This is a genomic window from Nocardia sp. CDC519, from assembly GCF_059509835.1.
On the sequence record NZ_CM183377.1, the window covers coordinates 6,314,733 to 6,337,640 of the forward strand.

The 22,908-nt window shown below is 69.8% G+C and carries 18 protein-coding genes; 8 read left to right on the plus strand and 10 right to left on the minus strand.

All coding sequences use genetic code 11. The features are described from left to right. The first annotated feature begins 64 nt into the window (after nt 1–64). Nucleotides 65–1,594: an L-piperidine-6-carboxylate dehydrogenase gene (amaB, locus tag AC5W7N_RS28810; RefSeq protein WP_195020692.1), complete on the plus strand. Its 1,530-nt coding sequence runs from the start codon at nt 65–67 to the stop codon at nt 1,592–1,594. Between the two features lie 54 nt (nt 1,595–1,648). On the opposite strand, the gene AC5W7N_RS28815 is transcribed toward amaB, so the two are convergent. Further along, nucleotides 1,649–2,194 carry a histidine phosphatase family protein gene (locus AC5W7N_RS28815; protein ID WP_195020691.1) on the minus strand — a complete coding sequence of 182 codons (546 nt, stop codon included), beginning with the start codon at nt 2,192–2,194 and terminating at the stop codon, nt 1,649–1,651. Nucleotides 2,195–2,262: 68 nt separating this feature from the next. On the opposite strand from AC5W7N_RS28815, the gene AC5W7N_RS28820 reads away from it, so the two are divergent. The 5 genes from AC5W7N_RS28820 (at nt 2,263) to AC5W7N_RS28840 (ending at nt 9,714) form a co-directional block, all read left to right on the plus strand. Beyond that, complete coding sequence (locus tag AC5W7N_RS28820) at nt 2,263–7,203, plus strand: ATP-dependent helicase (protein WP_195020690.1); 4,941 nt, start codon at nt 2,263–2,265, stop codon at nt 7,201–7,203. Between the two features lie 24 nt (nt 7,204–7,227). Further along, on the plus strand, nt 7,228–8,010 hold the full coding sequence (locus AC5W7N_RS28825; protein WP_195020689.1) for an Fpg/Nei family DNA glycosylase: 783 nt from the start codon (nt 7,228–7,230) through the stop codon (nt 8,008–8,010). Nucleotides 8,011–8,098: 88 nt separating this feature from the next. After that, nucleotides 8,099–8,290: a hypothetical protein gene (locus AC5W7N_RS28830; RefSeq protein WP_194991825.1), complete on the plus strand. Its 192-nt coding sequence runs from the start codon at nt 8,099–8,101 to the stop codon at nt 8,288–8,290. 33 nt (nt 8,291–8,323) lie between these two features. Continuing rightward, complete coding sequence (locus AC5W7N_RS28835) at nt 8,324–8,887, plus strand: TetR/AcrR family transcriptional regulator (protein WP_195020688.1); 564 nt, start codon at nt 8,324–8,326, stop codon at nt 8,885–8,887. After that, on the plus strand, nt 8,884–9,714 hold the full coding sequence (locus AC5W7N_RS28840; protein ID WP_163813851.1) for an MBL fold metallo-hydrolase: 831 nt from the start codon (nt 8,884–8,886) through the stop codon (nt 9,712–9,714). Before AC5W7N_RS28835 ends, AC5W7N_RS28840 begins: the two co-directional genes overlap by 4 nt. A gap of 49 nt (nt 9,715–9,763) precedes the next feature. On the opposite strand, the gene glpD is transcribed toward AC5W7N_RS28840, so the two are convergent. Further along, entirely contained in the window at nt 9,764–11,497 is a 1,734-nt protein-coding gene (gene glpD / locus AC5W7N_RS28845) for a glycerol-3-phosphate dehydrogenase (RefSeq protein WP_195020687.1), read from the minus strand. Nucleotides 11,498–11,713: 216 nt separating this feature from the next. Here glpD and glpK point away from each other — a divergent pair, with 216 nt between their 5' ends. Continuing rightward, nucleotides 11,714–13,213: a glycerol kinase GlpK gene (gene glpK, locus AC5W7N_RS28850; RefSeq protein WP_495922741.1), complete on the plus strand. Its 1,500-nt coding sequence runs from the start codon at nt 11,714–11,716 to the stop codon at nt 13,211–13,213. 165 nt (nt 13,214–13,378) lie between these two features. On the opposite strand, the gene AC5W7N_RS28855 is transcribed toward glpK, so the two are convergent. The 5 genes from AC5W7N_RS28855 to AC5W7N_RS28875 all read right to left on the minus strand — a co-directional run bounded on the left by AC5W7N_RS28855 (nt 13,379) and on the right by AC5W7N_RS28875 (nt 18,874). Next, nucleotides 13,379–14,578 carry an aminotransferase-like domain-containing protein gene (locus AC5W7N_RS28855; protein ID WP_163813848.1) on the minus strand — a complete coding sequence of 400 codons (1,200 nt, stop codon included), beginning with the start codon at nt 14,576–14,578 and terminating at the stop codon, nt 13,379–13,381. A gap of 161 nt (nt 14,579–14,739) precedes the next feature. Beyond that, on the minus strand, nt 14,740–14,928 hold the full coding sequence (locus AC5W7N_RS28860) for a hypothetical protein (protein WP_163813847.1): 189 nt from the start codon (nt 14,926–14,928) through the stop codon (nt 14,740–14,742). Nucleotides 14,929–15,065: 137 nt separating this feature from the next. Then, nucleotides 15,066–16,082, minus strand: coding sequence for a DUF8176 domain-containing protein (locus AC5W7N_RS28865; RefSeq protein ID WP_228815280.1), 1,017 nt, complete (start codon nt 16,080–16,082; stop codon nt 15,066–15,068). Nucleotides 16,083–16,154: 72 nt separating this feature from the next. Next, complete coding sequence (locus tag AC5W7N_RS28870; protein ID WP_228806589.1) at nt 16,155–17,186, minus strand: hypothetical protein; 1,032 nt, start codon at nt 17,184–17,186, stop codon at nt 16,155–16,157. A gap of 287 nt (nt 17,187–17,473) precedes the next feature. After that, nucleotides 17,474–18,874, minus strand: coding sequence for an NAD(P)H-quinone dehydrogenase (locus AC5W7N_RS28875; protein ID WP_163813845.1), 1,401 nt, complete (start codon nt 18,872–18,874; stop codon nt 17,474–17,476). A 133-nt stretch (nt 18,875–19,007) separates the two neighbouring features. Between AC5W7N_RS28875 and AC5W7N_RS28880 the strand changes: the two genes are divergently transcribed. Next, nucleotides 19,008–19,487 carry a gamma-glutamylcyclotransferase family protein gene (locus AC5W7N_RS28880; protein WP_014349306.1) on the plus strand — a complete coding sequence of 160 codons (480 nt, stop codon included), beginning with the start codon at nt 19,008–19,010 and terminating at the stop codon, nt 19,485–19,487. Nucleotide 19,488: 1 nt separating this feature from the next. Here the strand turns inward: AC5W7N_RS28880 and AC5W7N_RS28885 are convergent, their stop codons facing one another. From AC5W7N_RS28885 to AC5W7N_RS28895, 3 genes are all read right to left on the minus strand, one after another. Next, entirely contained in the window at nt 19,489–20,631 is a 1,143-nt protein-coding gene (locus AC5W7N_RS28885) for a M20 family metallopeptidase (RefSeq protein WP_194991086.1), read from the minus strand. Between the two features lie 122 nt (nt 20,632–20,753). Then, entirely contained in the window at nt 20,754–22,037 is a 1,284-nt protein-coding gene (locus AC5W7N_RS28890) for a M20 family metallopeptidase (protein ID WP_228806590.1), read from the minus strand. Between the two features lie 79 nt (nt 22,038–22,116). After that, a complete protein-coding gene (locus AC5W7N_RS28895) occupies nt 22,117–22,821 on the minus strand; it encodes an enoyl-CoA hydratase-related protein (protein WP_195020684.1) in 705 nt (234 codons plus the stop codon). Nucleotides 22,822–22,908 lie beyond the last annotated feature (87 nt).

Here is a 22,908-nt window from a genome sequence, read left to right on the forward strand (position 1 = left end):
ATCGTTCATTCCGCGACCGGACCCGCATCAGGTACCGGTCACCGACGTCGAAGCGGAGGACCAGATGACCCACATCGTCGGCGAGCACGCCACCCGCACGCTGCCGGGCCGCGCCGAAGCACTGCTCGACGCGCTCGGGGCCGAACTTCCCCCGCCCGGCACGCTGGTCGCGCGCACCCCGATCACCGGCGGGCAACTGGCGACCCTGCGCCCGGACGCCCCCGCCGACGTCGAGGCCGCGATCGACCGGGCCGCCACCGCGTTTCGGAACTGGCGCACGGTTCCCGCGCCGGTGCGTGGTGCGGTGGTGCGCAGGCTCGCCGAACTGCTGCGCGCGCACAAGAACGAGCTGGGCGAGCTGGTCACGCTGGAGGCCGGGAAGATCGGCGCCGAGGCGGTCGGCGAGGTGCAGGAGATGATCGACGTCTGCGAGTTCGCGGTCGGGTTGTCGCGTCAGCTCTACGGGCGCACGATGCCCTCGGAGCGCCCCGGGCACCGGCTGATGGAGACCTGGCATCCGCTGGGCGTGGTCGGAGTGATCTCGGCGTTCAACTTCCCGGTCGCGGTATGGGCCTGGAACACCGCGATCGCGCTGGTGTGCGGCGACACCGTGGTGTGGAAGCCCTCGGAGACCACGCCGTTGACCGGGCTGGCCTGCCATACGCTGCTGCGCCGGGCCGCCGCCGACGTCGGCGCCGATCCGCAGATCCATCAGCTGATCCTCGGCGGCGCCGAGGCCGGCGAGCGGCTCGTGGACGACGAACGGGTGGCGTTGCTGAGCGCGACCGGATCGGTGCGGATGGGCCGCACGGTCGCACCGCGGGTCGCGGCCCGCCTGGGTCGCTGCCTGCTCGAGCTCGGCGGCAACAATGCCGCCATCGTGACGGCGTCGGCGGATCTGGAGCTGGCCGCGCGCGGCATCGTCTTCGCGGCGGCGGGCACCGCCGGCCAGCGCTGCACGACATTGCGGCGATTGATCGTGCACGCCGATGTGGCCGGCCCGCTGCTCGACCGGCTGGAGAGCGCGTATCTGCAACTGCGCGTGGGCAATCCGCTCGAACCCGGTGTGCTGGTCGGCCCGCTGATCGACGCCAGGGCGCATGCGTCGATGATCAAGGCGATCGAGCGCGCACTCGACGACGGCGGGGAATTGATCTGCGGCGGTGAACGCGTGGACGGCTTCGGCGACGACGCCTATTACGTACAACCGGCCATCATCCGGATGCCCGCCCAGACCGCGGTGGTGCGGGAGGAGACCTTCGCCCCGATCCTGTACGTGCTGACCTACCACGATTTCGAGACCGCGATCGAGCTGCACAATGCGGTCCCTCAGGGCCTGTCGTCGTCGGTGTTCACCACCGATCAGCGTGAGGCCGAACGATTCCTGGCCGCCGACGGCTCCGACTGCGGCATCGCCAATGTCAATATCGGCACCTCGGGCGCGGAGATCGGCGGCGCGTTCGGTGGCGAGAAGCAGACCGGCGGCGGACGCGAATCCGGGTCCGATTCGTGGAAGGCCTATATGCGCCGCGCCACCAACACCGTCAACTACTCCGATGATCTGCCGTTGGCACAGGGGATCGAATTCGGCTGAGCCTGCGCGGGCGCACACCTGCGTATCGGTGACCACTCGGTCGATTCGGTCCGGTCAGCGGCCGAACCGCACCGTCCACGCCCCGCGGTGGTGCAGCCGGACCGCGGATCCGGGCGGGACGTCCAGGCGCCAGAACGAAGCGGCGGGGGCATCGAGCGCGACCAGCAGGGCGGCGCGGATCACCGCGGGGTGGGTGACGGCGACCGTCGATCGGCCACCGGCGGCGACCCTGTCGAGCCAGCCGCGGACGCGGCCGATGAGGTCGTCGACGGATTCACCACCGTGTCCGCGAAATCCCGGATCGGTGAGCCAGGCATGTGCCTCGGCGGGATCGAGCGCGGCGAGTTCGCGGCCTCGCCAGCTGCCCGCGTCCAGGTCGCGCAGCGCCGGATCGGACGTGCCCGGCAGGCCGAGCGCCTGCCCGGTCTCACGGGCCCGGCGTTCGGGGGCGAACAGCACCACCGCGCCCGCGGGTGGGCGGAACGGTTCGAGGGCGTTGCGCCCGGCGTCGGTGAGCGATTCGTCGTCGGGGAAGCGCGCGGCACGCATGGCCTCGGTCACACCGTGGCCGATCAGGTCGAGTTTCAGCACGCCGGACACAGCGGCAACGATACGGCGTCGGTGCTGGTCGGGGCCTACGTGTCGGTGCCCGGGTGCACACTGATCTCATGGCCGAGTTCTCCCCCGCGACCCAGGAGTGGTTCGACGGCGCCTTCCCGGCACCGACCGACGCCCAGCTCGGTGCGTGGCGTGCGATCGCGGCCGGTGAACACACCCTGGTCATCGCACCGACCGGCTCGGGCAAGACGCTGTCGGCGTTCCTGTGGGCGATCGACCGGCTGGCCTCCGGAGAGAAATCCGACGAGCCGGGCACCACGGTGCTGTACGTGTCGCCGTTGAAGGCCCTCGCCGTCGACGTGGAACGCAATCTGCGGGCCCCGCTGGTCGGCATCACCCAGACGGCGAAGCGGCTCGGGCTCGACCCGCCGCACATCAGCGTGGGTGTGCGCTCCGGCGACACCAGCGCGAGCGAACGCCGCTCGATGCAGCGCACGCCACCGGACATCCTCATCACCACCCCGGAATCGCTGTTCCTCATGCTCACCTCGGCTGCCAGGGAGACGCTGCGCACCGTGCGGACGGTGATCGTGGACGAGGTGCACGCCATCGCCGGTTCCAAACGCGGCTCCCATCTGGCCTTGTCACTGGCCCGGCTTGACCTGCTCACCGAGCGCCCGGTGCAGCGCATCGGCCTGTCGGCCACCGTGCGCCCGCCCGAAGAGGTGGGCCGATTCCTGGTGGGCAGCGCGCCGCTGACCATCGTCTCGCCGCCGGCGCCGAAGACCTTCGACCTGTCGGTGCGGGTGCCCGTCGCGGATATGACCGAGCCCGGCGAATCGGATCAGCCCGGCTCGATCTGGCCGCATGTGGACGAGGCGATTGTGGACCTGGTGCTCGCCCATCGGTCGTCGATCGTGTTCGCCAACTCCCGCAGGCTGGCCGAACGGCTCACCGCCCGGCTGAACGAGACCTTCGCCGAGCGTGCGGGCGATCCGGTCGAGACCGAGCACGCACCACCCGCGCAACTCGGCGCGTCCACCGAGGTGGTGCACGGTGCGGCGCCGCTGCTGGCTCGGGCGCACCACGGCTCGGTCAGCAAAGAGCAGCGCGCGCTCATCGAAGACGATCTGAAAAGCGGGCGGCTGCGCTGCGTGGTGGCCACCAGCAGCCTCGAGCTCGGCATCGATATGGGTGCGGTGGATCTGGTGGTGCAGGTGGAGGCGCCACCGTCGGTGGCCAGCGGGCTGCAACGGATCGGCCGGGCCGGGCATCAGGTCGGCGAGATCTCGCGCGGGGTGCTGTTTCCCAAGCACCGCACCGACGTCATCCACTGCGCCGTCGCGGCCCAGCGCATGACCACCGGCCAGATCGAGGCCATCCAGATTCCGGCGCATCCACTCGACATCCTCGCCCAGCAGACGGTCGCGGTGTGCGCACTGGAGCCGGTCGACGTCGACGCCTGGTTCGAGGTGGTGCGCGGCACCGGAAGCTATGCGACGCTGCCGCGTTCGGCCTATGAGTCGGTGCTCGATCTGCTGTCCGGGCGGTATCCGTCCGACGAGTTCGCCGAACTGCGCCCGCGGGTGGTGTGGGATCGCGACGCGGGCACGCTGACCGGCAGGCCCGGCGCCCAGCGATTGGCCGTCACCTCCGGTGGCGCGATCCCCGACCGCGGCATGTTCGCGGTGTACATGGTGGGCGAAAAGGCCTCTCGGGTGGGTGAACTGGACGAGGAGATGGTCTACGAATCGCGCGTGGGCGATGTCTTCGCCCTCGGCGCCACGAGCTGGCGGATCGAAGAGATCACCTTCGACCGGGTGCTGGTGACGCCAGCATTCGGCCTGCCGGGCCGGCTGCCGTTCTGGCACGGCGACGGGCTCGGGCGCCCGGCCGAATTGGGCGCGGCGCTGGGTGAATTCATCCGGCGCGCGGGTCAGGTAGCCGAGCGCGCGCAGCCGGACGGCAGTAGCCGGCGCCCCCGATCCGAGCTCGCCGATCACGATGGGGTGCCGTCACCGGATGGCACCGCCGGGGCCGGCTCCCGCGGCGCGACGGGCTCGCGCACCCGTGCGGCGGCACCCACCGCCCCGGCGCACGACGGGCTGGCCGAGTTGGTCGGCGCGGCCGGGCTGGACGAGAACGCCGCCTCGAATCTGCTTGCGTTGCTGGATGATCAGCGCGCAGCGACCGGACGGCTGCCCACCGACCGCATGCTGATCGTTGAACGTTTCCGTGACGAGCTCGGTGACTGGCGGCTGGTGCTGCACTCCCCCTACGGCCTGCCGGTACACGCACCGTGGGCGCTCGCGGTGGGCGCGCGGCTGCGGGAACGCTTCGGGGTCGACGCCGCACCGAACGCCTCCGACGACGGCATCGTGGTGCGGCTGCCGGACACCACCGACGATCCGCCCGGCGCCGAACTGTTCGTCTTCGAACCCGATGAGATCGACGACATCGTCACCGAGCAGGTCGGCGGCTCGGCCCTGTTCGCCTCCCGCTTCCGCGAGTGCTCGGCCCGTGCCCTGCTGCTGCCGCGCCGCGATCCGGGCAAACGTGCCCCGCTGTGGCAGCAACGTCAGCGCTCGGCGCAGCTGCTCGATGTGGCGCGCAAGTTCCCGGATTTCCCGATCCTGCTGGAGACGGTGCGCGAATGCCTGCGCGACGTCTACGATCTGCCAGCGTTGAGCGAACTGCTCGGGCGGGTGGCGCGGCGGCAGGTGCGGCTGATCGAGGTGGAGACAGCGACGCCGTCACCGTTCGCGAACGCGCTGCTGTTCGATTACATCGGTCAATTCATGTACGACGGCGACAGCCCGCTGGCCGAACGGCGAGCGGCGGCGTTGTCGCTGGATTCGAGCCTGCTGGCCGAACTGCTGGGGCGGGTGGAGCTGCGGGAGCTGCTAGACGCGTCGGTCATCGAGCAGACCGAGCGCGAGCTGCAACGGCTCACCCCCGAACGCCTGGCCCGCGACGCCGAAGGCCTGGCCGATCTGCTGCGGCTGCTCGGACCGCTCACCGCCGCCGAGGCGGCCGAACGATGCCGCGAGGATCCGGCGCCGTGGTTCGCCGAGCTGGTCCAGGCCCGGCGCGCCCTCGAGGTTTCCTTCGCCGGCCGCACCTGGTGGGCGCCGGTGGAGGATGCGGCCCGATTACGTGATGCGCTGGGCGTTCCGCTGCCCATCGGCACCCCGGCCGCGTTCATCGAACCGGTAGCCGACCCGCTCGGCGATCTGGTGGCGCGCTATGCCCGCACGCACGGCCCGTTCGGGGTGGATGCGGTGGCAGCCAGGTTCGGTCTCGGCACCGCGGTCGCCGCTGGTGCCCTGCATCGGCTGGCAGCCGAGAAACGAGTGGTCGAGGGCGAATTCACGCCGGCTGCGACAGGTTCGGAATGGTGTGACGCCCAGGTGCTGCGCCGCCTGCGCCGACGCAGCCTGGCCGCCGCCCGCCATGAGGTCGAGCCGGTGTCCACCGCGACCTTCGGGCGTTTCCTGCCCGCCTGGCAACATCTCGGCACCGGCGAGCTGCGCGGAATCGACGGTGTGGCCGCGGTGGTGGAACAGCTGGCCGGCGTGCCGATCCCGGCCTCCGCCCTGGAATCGCTGGTACTGCCGGCCCGGGTGCGCGACTACTCCCCCGCCATGCTGGACGAACTCATGGCCACCGGTGAAGTGCGCTGGTCCGGGCACGGCGCCATCAACGCCAAGGACGGCTGGATCGCGCTGCACCTCGCCGACCAAGCACCGGTGACCTTGCCCCCGGCCGACGACATCGAACTCACCGAAACCCACCTGCGCCTGCTCACCGCACTCGGCGCCCAGCTACCGGCGTGGTCACCGGGTTCCCCGACGCCATCGACCACACTTGTCGACCTGGATGCGCCCGACATCAGCCCTGATCCCACTGCGGTACAACAGGGTTCACCACCCGATGACATCTCCGATGGCAGCGGGACGGTGGAGGTCGGCGCCCCTGCGTCGGGGCGCGCCGCGGCTACCGCAGACAATGCCGACGGGCCAGGAGCACCGCCGCCCACCAACGGGGCGATATCGGAGGGCGCGGGGTCGCCCCGCCCAGCCGAGCGATCGGCGCTGATGCGGGTGCCGCCACAGCTACATGGCGGTGGCGCCTACTTCTTCCGGCAGCTCTCCGATGCCACCGGCCTGCTCGACGATGCCGCGGTGGCGGACGCACTGTGGGAGCTGGTCTGGGCCGGACTCGTCTCAGGCGACACCTTCGCTCCGGTGCGGGCCCGCTTGGCCGGTTCTACCCGGACGCCGACCGCGCACCGCTCACCACGCCGCACCCCGCGCGGCCGGGCCTACCTCCCGCGCCAGGCGCTGCCCACCCGTTCCGGCCCGCCGACGGTCGCCGGACGCTGGTCGCTTCTCCCGGACCGGCTGACCGACAACACGATTCGCGCGCACGCCACCGCCGATCTGCTCCTGGAACGCTACGGCGTGCTCACCAGGGGCTCGGTGCAGAGCGAAGGCGTGGCGGGTGGTTTCGCGCTGATGTACCGGGTGCTCACCGAATTCGAGGACCGTGGCCGTTGCCGGCGCGGCTATTTCATCGACTCCCTCGGCGGCGCCCAGTTCTCCACCACCGATGTGGTCGACCGGCTTCGGTCCTTCGACGGCGACCGCGGCCGCGGCAGTGCGAACGGGCCCGACGGTGCGGCGCTGGCATTGGCCGCCTGCGATCCGGCCAACCCGTACGGCGCCGCCCTGCCCTGGCCCAAGGGCGACGGCGAGTCCGGGCACCGGCCAGGCCGCAAGGCGGGCGCGCTCGTGGTCCTGGTCGGCGGTGAGCTGGTGCTGTATCTGGAACGCGGCGGTAAGACGCTGCTCACCTTCACCGAGGATCCCACCGCCCGGCAGCGGGCGACGCGGGCACTGGCCGCGCTGGTACACGAGCGCAGGGTCGATTCGCTGGTGATCGACCGGGTCGACGGCGAATCGGTGCACGGCAACACCTTCGCCGCCTTCCTCACCGACGCCGGTTTCGCCGCCACTCCGCGCGGCCTGCGCCTACGAGGACGCCCGTGAGCACCCGGGCCGACGGAGCGGGCGATGCCCGAGGGTGACGTCGTCTACCGCACCGCGCAACGACTACGGGCGGCGCTGGCCGGGCAGGTGCTGACCCGCAGCGATTTCCGCGTCCCCCGCTATGCCACCGTCGACCTGCGCGGACAGACCGTGGACAGCGTCGGCAGCTACGGCAAGCACCTGTTCGTCCGCACCGACACCGTCAGCATTCACACCCACCTGAAAATGGAGGGCAGCTGGCGGGTGTTCCATTGCGGGCAGCGCTGGACGAAACCGCGGGTCACCGCCCGGCTGGTGCTGGCCACCGACGAGGTGGAGGCGGTCGGCTTCTCGCTCGGCGTGGTCGAGGTGCTGCGCCGCGCCGAGGAGCAGCGCGTCATCGAACACCTCGGACCCGATCTGCTCGGCCCGGAGTGGGATCCGGCCGAAGCGGTCGACCGGCTGATCCGGCAGCCCGACGAACCCATCGGGATCGCGCTGCTCGATCAGCGCAATCTGGCCGGCATCGGCAATATCTATCGCAGCGAGGTGTGCTTCCTGCGTCGCGTGCACCCGGCCACGCCGGTCGCCGCCGTGCCGGATCTGCTCGCCCTGGTCAACGAGGCGCACCGGGTGCTCACCACCGCCGCACAGCAACCACCGTGGCGCCCGCTGGTCTACGGCCGGCACCGGATGCCGTGCCAGCGCTGCGGCACCACCATCGCGGTAGAGCTGCTCGGCGAGAGCGCACCACCCGCGGACCGGATCTCGCGGCGCGAGCGCGGCATCTACTTCTGCCCGCGGTGCCAACCAGCGGTAACGATGTGATTTGCCATTCAATTGCTAATGATTCAACGAGTTCGCACGACAAGGACGGCAGTAGTCGATTTCGCCGACCGATCGAAAGCGAGCACTCATGCGGGCACCGACGACGCGGCAGCGCCTGGCCGCCATCGCCGGCCGCATCGTGACCACTGTGCTCGCCCTCCTGGCCACCGCCCTGTTCAGCTACCTGCTGCTACATGGCGGCGGTCCCGCCGCGCCCCTCGCGCCGCCCGCCCCCGCGCCGCCCACACCACAGATCGAGCGCTTCTCCATCTCTCACTAGACCGGTCGTCATAATTCACGTAACGTCTCCGTCGTGACTACACGCACGGACTCCCGGCAGCGATTCATCGACGCCGCCGTCGATCTCTTCCACACCCAGGGCTATCACGCCACCGGACTCAACCAGCTGGTCACCGCGGGGGGCGCGCCCAAGGGCTCGCTGTACTTCCATTTCCCCGGCGGCAAGGAACAACTCGCCGCCGAGGCCGTCGACCAGGCGGGCAAGCTGCTGCGCGAGCGGCTCGCGGTCGCACTCGAACACGGCGACATCGATAGCGTCGTCGACCAGTTGACCGCCAACCTCGTCGCCTCCGATTTCGCGCGCGCCTGCCCACTGGCCTCGGTCGCGCTCGATGCCGCCGACAGCGAACCGATCCGCGCCGCGTGCGCGGGCGGTTTCGAATCCTGGCGGCTGACCATCGCGGATTACCTGCGCGCCAAGGGCATCGATGCCGAGCGCGCCGAACAACTGTCCACAGTGGCGCTCGCCATGCTCGAGGGCGCGCTGCTACTCGCCAAGACCAGCCGCGATATCGCCCCGCTGCGCACGGTCGCCGACCACCTTCGCACCCTCATGGACCAGGAGTTGTCCCGATGAAGATCCATCACCTCGACGGCGGAACGATGCGGCCCTTCGGCGGCCGGCTGATCAGCGGCACCGGCGGTCTGCTGCATCGCGGCGAAATGGTCTGCCACTGCGTGCTGATCGAGCACGACACCGGTCTGGTACTGGTGGAGACCGGCATCGGCGAGCAGGCGGTGCGGCGCCCGTCCGAATGGCTCGGCGCCCAATTCCTGCAGATGACCCATCCGGTGCTCGATCTCGAACGGACCGTCGCCCGCCAGATCGAGCGGCTCGGCTACCGGCGCGAGGACGTCCGCGATATCGTGCTGACCCACCTCGACCTCGATCACGCGGGCGGTCTCGCCGATTTCCCGCACGCGCGCGTGCACGTCTACGCCGAGGAGATGCGGGCACTCGAAGGTACCTATGGTCCGCGAGAACGGTTCCGCTATCGCGCGATCCAGTTCGCGCACGGCCCGAAGTGGCAGGTGCACGGCGAACACGGCGAGCCGTGGTTCGGCTTCGAAGCGGTCCGCGAGCTGGCCGGTCTGCCGCCGGAGATCCTGCTGGTACCGCTGGCCGGGCACACCCGCGGGCATGCGGGCGTCGCGGTCGACACCGGTGACGGATGGCTGCTCAGCGCGGGCGACTCGTACTTCCACCCCGGCGTCCTCGAAGCCCATCCACATCAACCGCTCGGCATCGCCGCCTTCGAACGGTTCGTCCAGACGGTGCCCGAGGCCAGGGCGAACAATCAGCAGCGCCTGCGGGAGCTGATCGCTGCCGAGGGTGATCAGGTGCGGATCTTCAGCGCCCATCACGCCGGCGAGCTGCGCGCACTGCAGGCCGCCGCAGTCTGATTCGGCCGCAGGCAGGCGCGTCCGGGTGCGGACGCGCCTGCCCTGAGCATCACCGATCCAGCGGTACCGGCTCCAGAATCTCCGGACGCGGCTCCGGCGCGGCCACCCGCAACGCGTCGGCGCATTCGTCGTCGGGCTCGGCCTGGGAACGGATCTCGGCATCGACCCTGGCCAGGTACAGGCCGACCTCACGGTCGACGTCGTCATCGCCCCAGCCCAGCACCGGCGCCACCAGTCGGGCGACCTGCTCGGCGCAGTCGGCGCCGCGATGGGAGTACTCGATGGAGATGCGGGTGCGCCGGGCCAGGATGTCGTCCAGGTGCAGCGCGCCCTCCGCGGCGGCCGCGTAGACCACCTCGACCTGGAGGTAGGACGGTGCGTCGGTCAGCGGTTGCAGCAGTTCGGGTTTGCCCTCGGCCATGGCCATCACCTCATCGATGAGCGAGCCGTAGCGGTCGAGCAGATGCTTGATCCGGTACGGGTGCACACCGTAGGCCTCGGCCAGCTGCACGGTCTGATTGACCAGCGCGAAGTAGCCGTCGGCGCCCAGCAGCGGCACCTTCTCGGTGATCGAGGGCGAGACCCGGGCCGGAATGTCCTGCGCCGCCTCGTCGACGGCGTCGTAGGCCATCACCCGGTAGGTGGTGTATTTGCCGCCGGCGATGGCGACCAGACCGGGTGCGATCCGGGCGACGGCGTGCTCGCGCGAGAGCTTGGAGGTGTCGTCGCTCTCCCCGGCCAGCAGCGGCCGCAGCCCGGCGTACACGCCGTCGATATCGTCGTGGGTCAACGGGGTGACCAGCACCCGGTTGACATGCTCTAGCAGGTAGTCGATATCGGCCTTGGTCGCCGCCGGGTGCGCGAGGTCCAGATTCCAGTCGGTGTCGGTGGTGCCGATGATCCAGTGGCTGCCCCACGGGATCACGAACAACACCGAGGTGGCGGTGCGCAGGATGATCGCCGCATCGCTGACGATCCGGTCGCGCGGCACCACGATGTGCACGCCCTTGGACGCCCGCACATGGAAACGTCCACGCTGATGCGAGAGGGCCTGGATCTCGTCGGTCCACACGCCGGTCGCGTTGATCACCACATGCGCGCGGGTTTCGGTGGTGCGCCCGTCCTCGCTGTCGCGCAGCTTCACCCCGACCACCCGGTCCGCCTCCCGCAGGAAGCCGACCACCTGCGTCGAGGTGCGGATCACGGCACCGTAGTGGGCGGCGGTACGGGCCACGGTCATGGTGTGGCGGGCGTCGTCGACGACGGTGTCGTAGTAGCTGATGCCGCCGATCATCGAATCGCGGCGCAGCCCGGGCGCCAGCCGAAGCGCGCCGTGCCTGCTCAGATGACGTTGCCCTGGAACCGATTTAGCGCCGCCCATGGTGTCGTAGAGCAACAACCCCGACGCCACATACGGCCGCTCCCACACCCGGTGGGTGAGCGGGTAGAGGAAGCGCAGCGGCTTCACCAGATGCGGCGCCAGCGTCGACATGGACAGCTCGCGTTCGGCCAGCGCCTCCCGGACCAGGCCGAACTCCAGCTGCTCCAGATATCGCAGACCGCCGTGGAACATCTTCGACGAGCGACTCGACGTCCCGGAGGCCAGATCGCGCGCCTCGACCAGCGCCACCCGCAACCCACGGGTCGCGGCATCGAGGGCGATGCCCGCACCCACCACACCGCCGCCGACGACGACCACGTCGAAGTGGTCTTTGCCCAGCCGGGCCCAGGCGTCCAGCCGCTGCTGCGGCCCGAGGAACTGCGAATCGGGCTTCTTGGTCATGCTCGGCTCCTCCAACCGACGCAAGCGCCGGAGGTCGACGTTGTGGTCTGTGATCGGGCGATCGAGCTTCTCTGACACCTTATCGCCGCATCGGCCGCGCTCGCGTGTGACGCCCTCGGGCGCGGGCGGACCCGCTGATCCGGGCCGCGCACCGCCACGGTGCCGGGTTGTCCCGAGGCCACCGTGACCGGCCGCGGGTTCCGGTAACCTGCTCCAATGCGACGCTATGTGGCCGCCATCGACCAGGGGACGACGTCGAGCCGGTGCATCATTTTCGACCGCTCGGGGCGGGTCGCGGGCATCGCCCAGCGCGAGCACGAACAGATCTTCCCGCGCCCGGGCTGGGTGGAACACGATGCCGAAGCGATCTGGCACAACACCGAACACGTCCTCGGCGAAGCGCTGACCGCCACCGGCATCACCGCAGCCGATATCGCGGCGGTCGGCATCACCAATCAGCGGGAGACCACGGTGGTCTGGGATCGCGCCACCGGCAAGCCCATCCACAACGCCATCGTCTGGCAGGACACCCGCACCGAGGCGCTGTGCACCGAGCTGGCCGGCGAGGTCGGGCGCACCCGGTATCAGGATCGCACCGGTCTGCCGCTGTCGACCTATTTCGCCGGCCCGAAACTGCGCTGGATCCTCGACCATGTCGAGGGCGCCCGCGAGCGCGCCGAGGCCGGTGAGCTGTGCTTCGGCACCGTCGACAGCTGGGTGCTGTGGAATCTCACCGGAGAGCACCTGACCGACGTCACCAATGCCTCGCGCACCATGCTGATGGATCTGCGCACCCTGCAATGGGACGGCCAGATCTGCGCCGAATTCGGCGTGCCAGAGGCGATGCTGCCGCGGATCCGCAGTTCCTCCGAGGTGTATGCCGAGATCACCTCGGGTCCGCTCGCCGGAGTACCGGTCGCAGGCATCCTCGGCGATCAGCAGGCGGCCACCTTCGGCCAGGCCTGCCTGTCTCCCGGCGATGCCAAGAACACCTACGGCACCGGCAATTTCATGCTGCTCAATACCGGCACCACACCGGTGTTCAGCAAGCACGGACTGCTCACCACCGTCTGCTACCGGCTCGGTGACCAGGCGCCGGTGTACGCGCTGGAAGGCTCCATCGCCGTCACCGGATCACTCGTGCAATGGTTCCGCGACAATCTCGGCATCATCTCCTCGGCCGCCGAGATCGAACCGCTGGCGCGCAGCGTCGACGACAACGGCGGCGCCTATATCGTGCCCGCGTTCTCCGGTTTGTTCGCCCCGCGCTGGCGGCCGGACGCGCGCGGGGTCATCGCGGGGCTCACGCGTTTCGTGAACAAGGCCCACTTGGCCAGGGCCGTCCTCGAATCCACCGCGTTCCAGACGCGTGAGGTCACCGACGCCATGCGCGCGGACGCCGAATCCGAGCAGCTGCGACTGGAATTGACGACGTTGAAGGTCGACGGCGGGATGGTGAACAACGAGCTGCTCATGCAATTCCAGGCCGATATCCTCGGCGTCCCGGTGGTGCGCCCGGTCGTCAACGAGACCACCGCGCTCGGTGCCGCGTACGCGGCCGGTCTCGCGGTCGGCTACTGGGCAGGCACCGACGACATCCTGGACAACTGGGCGGCGGACAAGACCTGGGAGCCGAGCATGAGCGACACCGACCGGCAGACCCGGCTCGACGCCTGGAACAAGGCGGTCGAACGCACCTACAACTGGGCTGACTGAGCCCCGGTCGCGACGCCGCGAGCCACGCACGGCCCGCGCCCTCCTCGACCGCGCCCCAAGGCTTTCACCGACTACCGCGAGTCTCTGGTCATTCGCACTCGTGCTTCTGCGTGCACTAGGCACCTGCGCGATCACCTGAGCGGGTGCGCCAGGCCGAACCCGGCGCTATACGGTGGCAACCGCGCGCTGCGCGATGACCGCGCGCTCGAGCCGGTCCACCGCTTCGGCGAGTGCGTCCGCTGCGCCGGTGGTGAAGCACATGCGCAGCGAATGCGGGTACGGGGTGCTCACCGAGAACGCTTGACCGGGGACGTAGGCGACGCCGGCGTCGAGGGCGTGGGTGAGCAGCGCCCCGGTGTCCGTGCCGTCGGTGAAATCGGCCCAGATGAACATGCCGCCGGCGGCGTCGGAGCAGGTGAGCCGATCACCGAAGCGCGCACGCAGCGCGCCTGCAAGCGCTTTCGCGCGTTCGGCGTAGGCGGCGCGCACGGTGTCGATGTGGGCGGTGAGCCATTCGGTGTCGGCCAGCAGATCGGCCGCGATCTGCTGGGTCAGCGCCGAACCGCACAGGTCGGCGCCCTGTTTGAGCAGCTCGACCGCCCGGCACACCGGATTCGGCGCGACCATCCAGCCCACCCGCAACGTCGGCGCGAGGATCTTGGAGGAACTCGACAGGCGGATCACATTCGATGAGTAGGTCGCGACGGGAGCCGGCGCGGGCTGGTCGAACCACAGTTCGCCGTAGGGATCGTCCTCGATCACCCAGAAGCCGTAGCGCTCGGCCAGGGCCGCCAGCTCCTGCCGCCGCGCCGGACTCATGGTGACCCCGCCCGGGTTGTGGAAGTTGCTCACCGTATGCACCACCGCAGGCCGCTCCCCACCGGCCAGCAGCTCGCCCAACAGGTCCATCCGCAGGCCTTCGGCATCCAACGGCAGCGCGACGATGCGCGCGCCGGCTGCCCGGAACACCTGAAGCGCGCCGACGTAGGCGGGATCTTCGACGACGACCAGCGCGCCCGGGTCGAGCAGCACCTCCGACAGCAGCGACAACGCCTGCTGCGATCCGTGCGTGACGAACACCTCGTCCAGCGCGACGGTGCGCCCCAACCGCGCGCTCTCTCGTTCGGCGAGGACGGTACGCAGCGGCCTCCAGCCGGGCGATTCGGTGTATTGCAGGGCGGCATCCTGGCGCAGCGCGGCGTCGGCGGCTACCGCGATCCGCTCCCCCGGCATCAGCGCCGCATCGGGCAGACCACCGGCAAGGCTGATGATCTCCGCGCGCGCGGTGAGTTTGAGCAGGTCACGGATGGCCGAACTGGTCAGACCGTTCAGGCGGCCGGCCAGCGGCGGTAGGTGCTGCGACATGGAACCTCCAGGGATTACGCGAGGTGCGCCTGTCCCACTGTCGCATACCGGGGACCATGATGTGAAATAATCATCCCATGATTTGAGACACCCTGGCGTTCACGAGAAACGACAACGGCCCCATCCCGAGTGCGGGATGAGGCCGTTCGCTGCTGCGCAGATCAGCGTCGTGAGGGGACCTTGCAGTCCTTCGTGACGCCGGGCTGGCACGGCGGCTTCTTCTTGGTGTCCTTGCAGTCGGTGCTCACACCCGGCTGACACGGACCGGCAAGCGCGATGGACGGTGCCAACGCGGGGCCAACCCCCACCAGACCGATCGTGAGCGCGACACCGGCAACCAATTTCTTCATGGATACTCCCTCCCTAGAGTCAGCTCGAACAGTACCCGACGGCAGCGGGTGCGGCAATAGGCGGTTCGAACGAAACGCCTTGGGGCAGTAGCGATTTCCTATCGCCGCCGGCTGAGCTGGCACCAGGGAGGGCTGGGTCAGCGGTCCAGGATGGCGAAGATCAGGTGCTTGCCGTTCTGGTCGATGGTCTGCACCGTCTGCGGGTAGAGGTTGGTGGTGCCGTCGGGCTGATGTACCGCCAGATCGACGTCGAAGACGTTCGGTTGCCGTTCGGTCATTCGCAGGCAGTACGTGGTGCCCTGTGGGATCTGCTCATCGATGACCTTTTGCAGATCGGCGGCCGGCAGCACGTTCGCGTCCGAGGCGGCGAAGCTGCGAGCTTTCGCGCCGTCGCGAGCCGTATAGAACGCATGCTGATATCCGAGAATGGCGCCGGCCCCGCTCGCGGTATCACCCGGACCGTTGCCCACGGTGACTTTGCCGTCCTTGCTCGCCGGACAGCTCAGCGCGGCCGTGGTCGTCGGCGCCTGCGCCGATTCCGCTCCACTGTCGTCACCGGTCATCATGACGATCACCACGGTGAGCGCGACCAGCACGGCTACGACGACGGCCGAGCCGGCGATGATCGGCCCGAGCGGACGCTTCTTCTTGGCCGGACGGGCCAGCGCCTCGGTCACCGACTGCGGGGTGAGGCGCTTGGCGATCGGATCGTCGGCCCAGGACAGGCCCGGCTCCGGTGTGGGCTCGGCCGGCGGGGTCGGCGGCTCGCCGGAGGTGGTCGGCCGATTCCACCAGCTGCTGTCGTCCTCGGTCGACATCCGGGCGGTGCGATCCTCGCCGGCGTCGGCGGGTTCCGGGCGCGGCGGGCGTGGTGGATTGTCCGGGAACGTGGTGCTGTCGGGTGCCCGGAACTGCGGCGGCGGTGCGGGCACGCTCGCCGGCGGCTCGGGTGCGGGCTCACCGGCTGGTCGCCAGGTCAGGCCGGGCTTTTCCGGTGCGGGTTCGGGCTTCCAGCCGGGCCCGGGGGTGGTGGGTGGTCCGAAATCGCCGAGCGGAGGACCGAAGTTCGATACCGGAGGTCCGAAGTCTCCTACCGGTGGGCCGAAATCCGATCCTCCGGACCCGCTGTCCTTGCCTTCGCCGTCGCCGGACACACCCAATCCTTTCCCCGGAACACACGTATGGGGCGGCCGCGAACGACCGCCCCAACGCCCATTCAGCACATTTCAGTACTGGAGTGAACCACCCCACTGGGTGGTGACGCCAGCGACATTGATCGTCTGCGGGGCCATGTCACCCGGTTGCACGATAGTCGGCAGTTTAACCTGCGCGGCCGCTTCGAGCGCGGCGGCGCCGCCCGGCTGCTGGGCGATCCACTGCTCGACGTTCGCCTTGGCGGCATTGATCTGGGTGGTGTCGAGGACGGTCTCGAACTTGTTGTCGGCCAGGCCCGCACCGCCGGTGAAGGTGTTCACCTTGATGTGGTTCTCGTCCAGGAACTCCCACGCGATGCCCGCGTCACCGCGACCGGTGGGCGTGCTGTATCCGACGGTGCCGACGTAGCCGGCCTCGTTGGTGAAGTGGTGGGTGTTGGCCAGATAGCCGGGTGCCAGCGAACCACCGTCGATGGTGGCGCCGACCTCGGCGTGCGGGCCCGTCATCTCGACGACCGGCGCGGCGGGAGCAGCCTCGATGCGCGGGGCCTCCCACTGCGGCTGCACCAGCGTCTGGGTCTCGGACTCGGTGCCGGGCTCGATGGTCTGAGCGGTCTCGGGGTCGATGGCCGGCTGGGCCTCGGTGCCCTCTTCCGGGGTGACGGCCTGGCCGGTGCGCGGGTCGACGACGCCAGGACGGTTCGGATCGACCTCGCCCGGCTTCTGATCCGGCACGACGACCGGCTGGACGGGACCGCTCTGGCCGGGCACCGGCAGCGGCGCGACACGCGGCGCGGTGACGCCGGGCTGGCGCGGCGCGGCCAGCTTCGGGTCCTTCTGGTCGTTGTCGGTGTTCGGGGTGGTGACGCCCGGCTGGCTCGGCGTGGCGTTGCCCTGCGGGTTCTCCGGCTTCGCCGGGTCGGTGACGCCGGGCTGGGTCGGCGACTGCGACTGCTCCGGCTGGGTGGTACCCGGCTGGCTCGGCGACTCGTCCTGCGTCGGCGCCGGGGCCTCGGGCTGCTCGTTCGGAACGGCCCCCGCCGGCGATGCGAACAGAGTGGCTACGGCCGCCGCGGTGGCCAGCGGCAACGAAGTACTCGCCATCGCTCGCTGCGCCCGACTCGGCTTACGATGTTTCACTTTTCGCCCAATCCCTTCCCGGGTGCGGTCGCACCGACCGCACTCAGCTGTCTTTGGTGAGACGCTCGGACTGCCAACAGCCCAGGCTGCCCGCCGTTCGCGTCAGGAAAGGAAACCCCCCGACACCAAACCACACGACCACCCATCGATCGCATCTCTGCCGGAAGTGAACCACAACTGCCCGGCCCAGGCAACGTGACGAAACCTACCCACTGACAGGAACACTCGACACGCTGGACGAACCGCCCGGCTCAGTCCAGATCGTCGTGACGCATGAGCTGGCGCGCGGCTTCGGTCACCGATCCGGTCAACGAGGGATACACCGAGAAGGTCTGCGCCAGATCGGTGACGGTCAGATTGTTCTGCACCGCAAGAGCAATCGGCAGGATCAGCTCGGACGCGATCGGCGCCACCACCACACCGCCGATGACCACACCGGTGGCCGGACGGCAGAAGATCTTGACGAAGCCACGCCGCAGCCCCGACATCTTCGCGCGCGGATTGGTGTTCAACGGCAGCATCACCGTGCGGGCCGGGACCTCGCCGTTGTCGATGGCGGTCTGGCTGACGCCGACGGTCGCGATCTCGGGCCGGGTGAACACGGCCGAGGCAACGGTCTTGAGCCGAATCGGATTCACGCCCTCGCCGAGCGCGTGGTACATCGCGATGCGGCCCTGCATCGCGGCCACCGAGGCCAGCGGCAGCAGGCCGGTGCAGTCGCCCGCGGCGTAGATGCCCGGTACCGAGGTGCGCGACACCCGGTCGACGCGCAGGTAGCCGCGGTCGAGTTCGATGCCGACGCGCTCCAAGCCGAGATCATCGGTATTGGGCGTCGAACCGACGGTCATCAGCGCATGCGATCCGGAGACGGTGCGCCCATCGGCCAGCTTGACCACGACGCCGTCGGCGGTGCGCTCCACGGCATCGGCACGCGCGTGCTTGACCAGCTCGACACCGCGCTCGGCCAGCGCGTCCTCCAGCACCAGCGCCGCGTCGGCGTCCTCACCGGGCAGCACCCGGTCGCGGCTGGACACCAGCTTCACCCGCACGCCCATTTCGGTGTAGGCGGAAACGAATTCGGCGCCGGTGACACCGGAACCGACCACCACCAGGGTCTCCGGCAGCTCGGTCAGGTCGTAGAGCTGGCGCCAGTTGAGGATGCGCTCGCCGTCGGGTTCGGCGCCGGGCAGCACCCGCGGGCTGGCACCGGTGGCGATCAGCACCACCTCGGCCTCGATTGTCTGCTCGGTGCCGTCGGCGAGCGCGGCGCGCACCCGATGGGCGGCAAGGCCGGAGCCCGAATCGATCAACTGCCCGCGCCCGGCCAGCACCGTCACCCCGACGGTCTGCAACTTCGAGCGGATATCCGAGGACTGGGCCAGCGCCAGCGCCTTCACCCGCGAATGCACCTCCGGCAACGACACCGTGGCCTGGCTCGGATCGAGAGTGATGCCGAGATCGCGGGCGCGGCGCAGATCGGTGCGCACCCCGGTCGAGGCGATGAAGGTCTTCGACGGCACGCAGTCCCACAGCACGCACGCTCCGCCGATGCCGTCGGAATCGATCAGCGTGACCTCGGCGCCGTGCTGGGCCGCCACCAGTGCGGCCTCGTATCCGGCCGGTCCGCCACCGATGATCGCAATGCGGGTCATGGATACCTCCGCTCGAGCAGTTGCACCGGGATCTCCGGTTCGGCATCAACGTTATCCGCCCTGAGCCGTGCCGCCGCGTTGCGGTAGGCCGCGCCGCGAGCACGGCAAATCCGATACCGGTTACCCTTTCCTCGTGCCGATCTACGCCGCTTACGGGTCCAACATGGACTCGTCCCAGATGCTCGAGCGCTGTCCGCACTCCCCGATGTTCGGGACGGGGTGGCTGGAGGGCTGGCGCCTCACCTTCAGTGGCGACGACATCGGCTGGGAAGGCCCGCTCGCCACCGTCGTCGAGGAACCCGGTTCCCGGGTGTTCGTCGTGCTCTACGACGTCTCCCCCGAGGACGAGCAGCGGCTGGACCGCTGGGAGGGCTCCGATTTCGGGATCCACCGCAAGATCCGGCTACGCGTCACCCCGAATCCCGGTAGCGGCACCGAACCCATCCTGGCCTGGCTGTATGTGCTCGACGCCTACGAGGGCGGGCTGCCATCGGCCCGCTACCTGGGTGTGATGGCCGACGCCGCGGAGAAGGCGGGCGCGCCCGAGGAGTACGTGCACGCCCTGCGCACCCGCAACAGCCGCAACGTCGGCCCGGGCAATTTCAGCGCCTGATTCAGCCTGCCTGGAGCACGATGTTGCTCAGTACCCGCACGCCCACAGCGAGCGCGCGCTCATCGATGTCGAAGGTGGGCTGGTGCAGGTCGAGTTGGTCGCCTTCGCCGGACCAGACGCCGAGGCGCGCCATCGCACCGGGGACCTCCTCCAGATACCAGGAGAAGTCCTCGCCGCCGCCGGACTGTGGTGTGTCGGCGAGGGCGTCGGGACCGACGGCGCGGATGGCGTCCTCGAACATCCGGGTGGAGTGTTCGTCGTTGACCACGGGCGGCACGCCGCGCCGGTAATTGAGCTGATACCGCACGCCGGTGGGCGCCAGCAGGCCGTCGACGATCTCGTGCACCATCGGCTCCAGCAGTGACCAGGTGGCGTGGTCGCCGGTGCGGACGGTGCCGGTGAGCATGCCGGTCTGCGGTATCGCATTCGGCGCCTTGCCCGCGCTGACCGCACCCCACACCATGACGGTGCTGGTGCGCGGATCGATGCGACGGCTCAGCAGCCCGGGCAGCCCGGTGATCACCGTGCCGATGGCGTAGACCAGATCGCTGGTCAGATGCGGACGCGAGGTGTGCCCGCCCGGCGAGTCGAGCACCAGCTCGACGGTGTCGGCGGCCGAGGTGATCGCACCCACCCGCACCCCGACCCGGCCCACTTCGAGCCGCGGATCGCAGTGCAGCGCGAAGATCCGCTCCACGCCCTCCATGGCGCCCGCGGCGACCACATCGAGCGCGCCACCCGGCATCACTTCTTCGGCCGGCTGGAACACCAGCCGCACGCCCACCGGCAGATCGGCATCGGCCAGCGCCAGCGCGGTGCCGAGCAGGATGGTGGTGTGCGCGTCGTGCCCGCACGCGTGCGAGACGCCGGGGACGGTGGAGGCGAAGCTCAGGCCGGTGAACTCCTGCATCGGCAGGGCGTCCATATCGGCGCGCAGCGCGATCCGCGGGGTGTCGGGGCCGATATCGCAGATCAGGCCGGTGCCGCCGGGCAGCACACGCGGGGTGAGGCCGGCCTTGGTGAGCCAGGTGGCGACGAATTCGGTGGTACCGAACTCGGTGCGGGACAGTTCCGGGTTGGCGTGGATGTGGCGGCGCCACTGGACGAGGTCCACCGTGTGCTCGGCCAGCCACGCGTCGACCACGTCCTGGCCGGTCCGCGCTGCCTTCGATAGGGCGGCGGCCCCGGTGGCCTTGGTGGTTACGGGTGGCTGCGTGGTCACGCGCGCTGCCTCTTCCGGCCCCGTCGCTCGCGCCGCCGGACTACTCACCGAATTTCCTCCTGTCGCTGAACGAGCCGTTGCAACAACCTGTCCCTGTGTAGTGCATCGCCGGCAACCGCGATCGCGGTACGCGCGAGCGCCGTCGCCGCATCGATCACCGCTCGGTCGGCCGAGGCGTTGACGCTGGCCGCGGCGAAACCGGGCTGATGCGTCACCGCGCCATCGGCATCGATCCCGATGACCGGGTGTATCCCCGGGATGACGTTGGTGACGTTGCCCATGTCCGTGCTCCCGAGCGGGCGCTGCGCTTCGAGCTCGGGCGCGATCGGCGTCCGTCCCAGGCCGGCGATCTGCTCTCGATAGGCAGACAGTAGTGCCGGATCGGGGGTGAGCTCGGTATAGGTGGGCGCGAGCGTCCGTATGTCGTGGGTGCAGCCGGTCGCGAGGGCGCCCGCCTCGAAGCAATCGGATGCGCGTCGCATCAGTTCGCCGAGGGATGCGGAGTCGGCTGCGCGTAGGTAGTACAGCAGTTCCGCACGTCCGGGCACGATGTTGGGGGCTACGCCGCCGTCGCCGACTATACCGTGCAGCTGCTGGCCCGGCCGCAGGTGCTGACGCAGCAGGCCGATGGCGACCTGCGCCACAGTGACCGCGTCCCCGGCGTTGCGGCCCTGCTCGGGGGCGGCGCTGGCGTGCGCTTCGCGGCCGTGGAAGACCACCGACAGATCGGCGAGTGCGAGCGAGCGCGCACCGACGATGTCGTACGGGCCGGGATGGGCCATCATCGCCATCGCGATGTCGTCGAAAACACCGCGCTCGAGCATCAGGATCTTGCCGCCGCCGCTCTCCTCGGCGGGTGTACCGAGCACCACCACCGTGAGGCCGAGCGCGTCGGCCACCTCGGCCAGCCCGAGCGCCGCGCCGGTCGTGCTCGCGGCGATGATGTTGTGCCCGCAGGCGTGCCCGATCTCGGGCAGCGCGTCGTACTCGGCACACAGCCCGACGGTCAGTTCGCCGCTGCCGTAGCTCGCGCGGAAGGCGGTGGGCAGCTCGGCCACGCCGGTCTCGATCTCGAACCCGCGCGCGGCCAGCGGCTCGATCACCTTGGCGACGCTGCGGGTCTCCTCGAAGGCCAGTTCCGGCTCGGCGTGGATCGCGTGCGACAGGCCGATCAGCTCGTCACGGGCGGCGGCGATGGCCGCGTCGGCCCGGAGCGTGAGGGCCGGGTCCGGACGTGATCTCCCGTCGCCGTGACGCGCGGCAGCCTCGCCGCGCCGAACGGTATCGGCGCTGCGCTGGTCGGACCGGCCGCTGCGCGGGGGTGACATGGCATTCAGTGTCGCACTGCGCACCGACCGGTCCGCAGGCCACCATGGCGGCGGCGTGGCGGGCGGAGGCGGGAGCCGGTTATCCGGCCGCGAACGCCAGGTTCTCCGGCGTGGTCGGCACGGCGAGCCCGGCCAGCGCGTTCGCGTGCAGCGCGCGCTTGATCACCGGCAGGTTCGGCTTGCGGTTGCCGGCCAGGGCAGCAGCCTGCGCGACCGCGGCGGAAACGAGCGCGTCGGCCTCGGCCTTGCCGTCGACGATGCCCGCGGCGATCGCCTCGTCGGCCGGGAAGCGATGCCCGGTCGTCATGGCCTTGACCGCGACCTGATTGGTGAGCCGCTCGGTGAGCAGGGCGTTCATGCCGATGGTGAACGGCATGCCGAGGTGCACCTCGGGCAGGCTGTAGAAGCCGCGGTCGGCACGCATCAACCGGAAATCGTGCGAGGTGGCCAGCATGGCGCCTGCGCCGAACGCGTGACCGTTGATGGCGGCGACGGTGGCCATCGGGAAGGTCAGCAGCCGGGTGTAGATCGAATGCACGCGGTCGAGGTAGCCGTGCATCTGGTCCAGGTTGGCGAAGAGCCAGTCGGTGTCGAGGCCGTTGCTGAAGAACTTGCCGGAGGCGGTGGTGACCAGTGCGGCGGGGCCCTCGGAGGCCTCGACCGTGTCGAGGTGGGCATGGATCTCGGCGATCCAGTCCGGGTGGAAGCGGTTCTCACTGTCGGTCTGACCCTCGTTGCCGAGGTAGAGCACGAACACATCCCCATCACGTTCCAGATACGGCATGCGTGCAGCGTATCGGTACCGGCGAGCAAATCCTACTCACGGGTAGCAAGCGCTCGGGTGGGTTCGGTCACCTCGCACATCCGGCCC